This window comes from Sulfobacillus harzensis (assembly GCF_012933365.1).
GTDB classification, from domain to species: domain Bacteria; phylum Bacillota; class Sulfobacillia; order Sulfobacillales; family Sulfobacillaceae; genus Sulfobacillus_B; species Sulfobacillus_B harzensis.
This window is the reverse complement of record NZ_JABBVZ010000167.1, coordinates 1-4,841: the sequence shown is the minus strand read 5'-3', so window position 1 is coordinate 4,841 and position 4,841 is coordinate 1. Positions and strand designations below refer to the sequence as shown.

Annotated in this window: 5 protein-coding genes; 2 read left to right on the top strand and 3 right to left on the bottom strand. The window is 57.4% G+C overall.

The genetic code is table 11. The features are described from left to right. Positions 1 to 233: 233 nt before the first annotated feature. The 3 genes from HIJ39_RS21470 to HIJ39_RS21460 all read right to left on the bottom strand — a co-directional run bounded on the left by HIJ39_RS21470 (position 234) and on the right by HIJ39_RS21460 (position 3,792). Positions 234 to 800, bottom strand: coding sequence for a cob(I)yrinic acid a,c-diamide adenosyltransferase (locus HIJ39_RS21470; RefSeq protein ID WP_169103084.1), 567 nt, complete (start codon positions 798 to 800; stop codon positions 234 to 236). A 138-nt stretch (positions 801 to 938) separates the two neighbouring features. Continuing rightward, positions 939 to 2,471: a cobyric acid synthase gene (locus HIJ39_RS21465; RefSeq protein ID WP_169103083.1), complete on the bottom strand. Its 1,533-nt coding sequence runs from the start codon at positions 2,469 to 2,471 to the stop codon at positions 939 to 941. 163 nt (positions 2,472 to 2,634) lie between these two features. Next, positions 2,635 to 3,792, bottom strand: a complete 1,158-nt coding sequence (locus HIJ39_RS21460; RefSeq protein ID WP_169103082.1) for a hypothetical protein — start codon at positions 3,790 to 3,792, stop codon at positions 2,635 to 2,637. Positions 3,793 to 4,092: 300 nt separating this feature from the next. Here HIJ39_RS21460 and HIJ39_RS21455 point away from each other — a divergent pair, with 300 nt between their 5' ends. Together HIJ39_RS21455 and HIJ39_RS21450 are read left to right on the top strand one after the other, a co-directional pair. Continuing rightward, positions 4,093 to 4,470: a BlaI/MecI/CopY family transcriptional regulator gene (locus tag HIJ39_RS21455; RefSeq protein WP_169103081.1), complete on the top strand. Its 378-nt coding sequence runs from the start codon at positions 4,093 to 4,095 to the stop codon at positions 4,468 to 4,470. After that, positions 4,467 to 4,805: a hypothetical protein gene (locus tag HIJ39_RS21450; RefSeq protein WP_169103080.1), complete on the top strand. Its 339-nt coding sequence runs from the start codon at positions 4,467 to 4,469 to the stop codon at positions 4,803 to 4,805. The genes HIJ39_RS21455 and HIJ39_RS21450 overlap by 4 nt, the downstream gene beginning before the upstream one ends. Positions 4,806 to 4,841: the final 36 nt, after the last annotated feature.

Here is a 4,841-nt window from a genome sequence, read left to right as displayed (position 1 = left end):
GATTTTGGGATTTTCCGCCAGTATTACTGCCAAAATAGCGCCATCATCCCATTGTTACCGACTATGACGCAGTCCTGGGATGTTCGGGACTATTCACACAAGCTGCTAGCAGAGAACAATAGGCACGAAATTTTTATGGAAATTCGACGCGTCCTCTAAAAAATCCTGTCAAAGAACGCGGGAATCGTACGCCGTTATTCGACGCGTTTCGCGAATTCCAGCCAGGCATTCGATTAATGAAACACGTCCGGGCTATTGCGATAGGGCGTATCACCGGTATGGCTTCGTCCATTGGCAGCGCGCGCCATCACAAATAGCAAATCCGAGAGTCGATTCAGATACTTAAGGGTCGGCTCATGAATGGGTTCGAGGCGCATGAGCGCCACCACTTCCCGCTCTGCCCGACGCACCACCGTGCAGGCCACATGGAGATAGGAGCCGCCGAGACTTCCGCCACGCAGCACGAACTTCTGGATCTTCTCTGTTTCCGCGGAAAAGCGGTCGATGAGCGGCTCGAGGTGGGCTGCCGCGTCATCAGGGGTACGAAACCTGTAGCCTTCCGCTTCAGGCGGAGCCGCCAAATCGGCACCAACGTCCCAAAGCACCTGCGAGGCCTCCTGCAACACCGCAACCATGTCCTGGTACCCTTCCTTGGCCAAGTGAGCGGATGCAAGACCAATGAAGGCGCCAGACTCGTCCACCGACCCATAGGCGGCAACGCGCACGTCGTCTTTAAACCGTCGCTTTCCCCCAATCAAGCTGGTCTTCCCGCGATCGCCACCCCGCGTATAAATGCGCATATGATGCCTCGCTCCTTCCAGCCTATCCATTTGGCTCCGACGTTCTACAACATCAATCACACGACCGACGGCGAGTTCGCAAAACGCGTATCGGCGGCCCCCGAACTCCCCGAGACCAAATGCCTTGAGGACCTCGGGTCAGCGCGAGGGCGCACCCGACCCCCGAGAAGGATGAAGCCCCATCGCCTCGTAGAGCTCATCCAACCGGAGATGGCCCCGCACCAGAGTGGCCAGACGATCATAGGCTTGTTCGCGCATCTCCGACACTGAAATTCGGGTATGGACCGCCGGCGCACCCGTTTGTCGCCGTGCCCGATTGAGCCACAACTCACGAAATCCCGTGTTGTCGAGAATGCCGTGAAGATAGGTGCCAACCACATCCAGATCACCGAGCACCGCACCCTCGGACCAATCATGCATGTCGCGTTGGGCCCGCACCTGGGCTAATGACCCCACCGGCTCAAGCAAGCGACTGTGCCCCATATGAATTTCGTAACCCTTTACCGGACTTCCTCCCCACGCGGGTGCCAAACGTCCTTCCACCCAGGTGGTGCGCTTAGGCGACAATAAGGTGGTTTCCGTGGGAATCCAGCCAAGTCCTGCAACCGCCCCGCGATGCGATTCAAACGCCTCGGGGTCTCGCACGACAAGCCCCAGCATCTGATATCCCCCGCAGATGCCGAGGATCGGCCTTTTCTGCGCCCTCGCCGCCTGCAGTGCCTCGGCCCACCCCTCCCGGTGTAGCCAGGCTAAGTCCTCCATGGTGTTCTTGCTGCCGGGAATCACAATTGCGTCGGCTGCGGCCACATCCTGCGGTTGGCGGCAAAAGAAGGGCGCTGTCTGCAGTTCCCAAAACAATGGATCGACATCGGTGAAATTGGCCAGATGAGGCAGCGGAATGATGGCAATCCGAAGACCATGGCCTCGGGACTGATATCGCGGGGAATCAAGCCCCATCGAATCTTCCTCGTCAATGCCTATATCCGGGAAATAGGGGACTACGCCCAAAACCGGAATGCCGGTGCGCTCTTCCAAGTATCGCACCCCGTCATCGAAGAGCTCCGGATCTCCCCGAAATTTGTTGATAATGATTCCCTTGACTCGAACCCGCTCCTCGGGCTCCAACAGCGCTAACGTCCCAATCACTGAGGCGAAGACGCCACCCCGTTCGATGTCCGCCACCAAAACAACGGACGCGTCCGCCATTTGGGCCGCTCGCATGTTGGCCAAATCGCGTGCCTTTAAATTCATCTCCACAGGACTGCCCGCGCCCTCCATGACGATGACCTGAAAGTGCTCGGCTAAATACTGATAGCTTTGCTGAGCCGCCCGCCACAGATCCTCTTTGTGGGAGTGCATGTACACAGCGGCAGAGTCGTGACGATAGACTTGGCCCTGCAGCACCACTTGCGAAGATCGGCCGTCGGTCGGCTTTAACAAAATGGGGTTCATGTGCACATTGGGTTTTACCCCGGCCGCCTCCGCTTGGACAGCTTGTGCTCGGCTGATTTCGAGTCCATCGGGTGTGACCGCTGAATTTCGCGACATGTTCTGCACCTTAAACGGCGCCACATCGAACCCGTCTTGGCGGAAAATACGGCAGAAAGCGGTGGCCAAGACGCTCTTTCCCACATGCGACGAGGTCCCCATTACCATGACGCTTTTAGCCATCGAGGGCACCTTCCTTGCTAGGTTCTCACTGCTCAATCTCGGCTTCCCTGCTTCGACGAGGGGCTCAATGGCATGGCGCCCGTCAAGCCTGGAAAATCCATCATTGGTCTATACGGGGACGCCTCAATAGCCCCGAGTAGACGCAAAGCTGCGTATCCGTTATTTAGAACGGATTCGGTGACGGGCCATAAAGCTCCGCCACTGAAATATTAAGGGTTGCTACATGTGCACCGTCCTGGTTCTGCAATGCATGCCCGATGATTTGATAACCGCCTGTAAAACCCGCAGCATCGGGGTTGGACCGTTGAATCCATTGACGTTTGCCAGTCCGTTGGTTATAGGCCACCATGGCCGACGGAAACGGGGTGTCCGCGGTATCGTCAGTCGATTCGCCTGTCACCACCAACCCATTCCACGAAGCGAGCGCGTCGAAGAACCCGCCGCCGTTGGTTAGACTTGCCAATCCGACAATGCGCCTAGTGGTCAGATTTAGGTAATAGACGTTGGACGATTGGCCTTGATTGGCGCCGAGAAGTTTGGTGGTGACGACCAACACTACCCCGTTATAGGCCGGACTCAACGTGCTGGGCCAGGCCACCGTAGAAGCTGTTGATCCCCTCTTGGCTGCAGTCGGGGTATATGGGTCGGCGACCGATCCCCAATGAAACCATCCAGTCCAGGCCGTCTCCGCCATCTGATTCACGCTCGGAGATCCCGGCTTTGTATCGGGGTTGGGGAAGTTCCATTGGCCGCTCTTGCTCCAGACAGGTGGAATGTCATTGGTGATGAGAGTGGCGTTGCTATCGAGCCGCCCGCCCGTTTTCGTCCACGGTGTCATCCAGACGGTCGAGGGTTGCGATGGATCAAACGAAAACCCTGTGCCAGTGTGCGCCCCTAAATGCGCCCACACCAAAAACGGCTTGCCTGCCACCACAGTCGGGACAACAAGGTAATCATCGGGGTTAGGATCACTTTGTGGCCATGTCCAATGCACACCATCGATAGTAAATCCCGCGGAGGTAAACTGTTCAGATGACATTGGCCTTCCGGTGTTGCTCAACTTTGCCCCTGCAAGCGGCCACGACACATTGGTCTCCAAGGATCCGGCCTTGCTTAGAATCTCTGGCGCTGCACTGGTCTCCGTTGGGGACAGGGACGGACTGGTCGCTCTCGCAGATGTGGACGATGATGTCGACGGCGTCGCGGTTTGCGGCTGATTTGAGGGCAAGGTAAAGGCTGACCCAGACGATGCTCCGCATCCCGCCAAGATCGCCGTAAGAGCTATCGCGCCCACTGTGCCGAGCATACGTTGTCTCACCATGATGCCTCCCAAGGATAAATAAGCTCACTGGAAGTATAACGCTGCCATGTTAAGGCGTGTCACTCGCTACCAACGGAAAATTCGCCCACCAAGAACTCGCCTCGCCACTGCCCGCGATTTCATCTCGACGAGATCAGGACGGAAGAACGTTTCTAACGCATCGGACAAGCGGTAAGGTGGAGCAAAAAGGAGCGTTGTCCTTGCCTCGTTGGCGGGAGTGAAAAAACCCGCCTGCAGACCCGCCCGCACTTGACGCACCTCGCTCCGTGTCCTACACTTCGTAGTACATGGAGGGAACTCATGAAGCGAGGAGCCTTGCAGCAGAAAATTCTCTGGATCGTGCAGCAACAAGGGCCCATTAGTGCACCCGATGTCCGCACCCAGCTGCAAGAGGAGCGGGACATTTCCCTGAATGCTGTACAAACCGTCCTCAACCGCTTAGTGGACCAGGGCCGCCTGGTCCGGACCGGCTCGCGCCGCACCTACCTCTATCACGCCCAACTCTCTGACGAAGCCGTCCGGCGAACGGCAGCGCATGCGGCGATGGATTTGCTGTCAAGGTCTGATGACTTGGGGCTGGCGTACTTTGTGGAAACGATCGATCAGGTCCGCCCTGACGCCATTGAAAAATTGGAAGGCCTCTTGAAAGAACGGCGAAACCGGGGGGACGGCCAGTGAAGGTACGGGATATTTGGAGCGCCTATTCGTACGTGGCAGCTGGGCTGGCCTGGGCCGCAATTCTCATGATTGGCCTGGCATTTGGCTTCATCAGCGCACTCCGACATCTGCTCTGGATTGAGGCCATGGCGCGTCACGCCACGCCCCCCTGGTGGCTTTGGACGGCCATTGGCCTTCTGGGCTTCGCGTTGCTGCTGTTCTGGTACCGGGTCGTCGGCGCACTCATCCGGAATAGAACGCAAAGACGCCAGATGGCCGAGGCCATCGAGCCGGTTCTTGCGCCGCTTCCCCACCCCTACCTTAGTTTTTTGTGTGAAACCTGTTGTTCTCATTGATTTTTGTGAAATCCCGGGACCTCTGCGACCGTCTAC